The sequence below is a fragment of the Bradyrhizobium sp. WYCCWR 13022 genome (assembly GCF_030435535.1).
GTDB lineage: Bacteria > Pseudomonadota > Alphaproteobacteria > Rhizobiales > Xanthobacteraceae > Bradyrhizobium.
The window spans coordinates 1-671 of record NZ_JAUIZJ010000052.1 but is presented as its reverse complement, the minus strand read 5'-3'; the positions used below and the strand labels follow the sequence as shown (position 1 = coordinate 671).

Sequence of the window (671 nt, the reverse complement as noted above, 5' to 3'; positions counted from 1 at the left end):
ATATGCCTATGCCGAAGGTTTCCCGACTTGAAGTCGTCTCGACGGGCGCACGGCGCCGTTGGACGATGGAAGAAAAGCAGCGGATCGTCAGCGAGAGCTATGGCGGGTCGCGTCTGGTGTCGGTGACTGCGCGACGTAACGGGCTGTCGACAAGCCAATTGTTCACGTGGCGCCGGTTGGCGCGCGACGGCAAGTTGAGCGGCGATGCTGCGCCGGTGCTTGTTCCGGTTGAGATCACGCCTGCGGCGGCTCCGATCTCGAGTGGCGCGCCACAACCGGTGTCTTCACCGCCTACGCACCGTGCAAGGGCCGGCATTATCGAGATCGAGCTTGGCAGCTGTCGTGTTCGCGTTGACCGCGACGTCGATGTTGAGACGCTGCAGCGGGTTCTTGAGATTCTGAGACGGCGATGATCCCGATCCCGAGCGGCGTAAGGGTCTGGATCGCCACCGGCCACACCGACATGCGCCGCGGAATGCAAAGCCTGGCGCTTGCGGTCCAGGAGAGCCTGAAGCGCGATCCTCATGCTGGCGATCTCTATATCTTCCGGGGTCGCCGCGGCGATTTGGTCAAGATCCTCTGGCATGACGGGCTTGGCATGTCGCTTTACGCCAAGCGTCTGGATCGCGGCAAGTTCATCTGGCCGTCGGCGTCCGACGGCGCGGTATCAA

The 671-nt window shown here is 62.9% G+C and carries 2 protein-coding genes; both read left to right on the top strand.

The annotated features are described in order from the left end of the window. The coding region (locus tag QY049_RS38870; RefSeq protein WP_301270734.1) for a transposase at positions 1-413 on the top strand (413 nt) is incomplete at its 5' end. Continuing rightward, positions 410-671 (top strand): IS66 family insertion sequence element accessory protein TnpB (gene tnpB / locus QY049_RS38865; protein WP_301270733.1); only part of this gene is annotated, 262 nt, incomplete at its 3' end. The genes QY049_RS38870 and tnpB, both read left to right, overlap by 4 nt.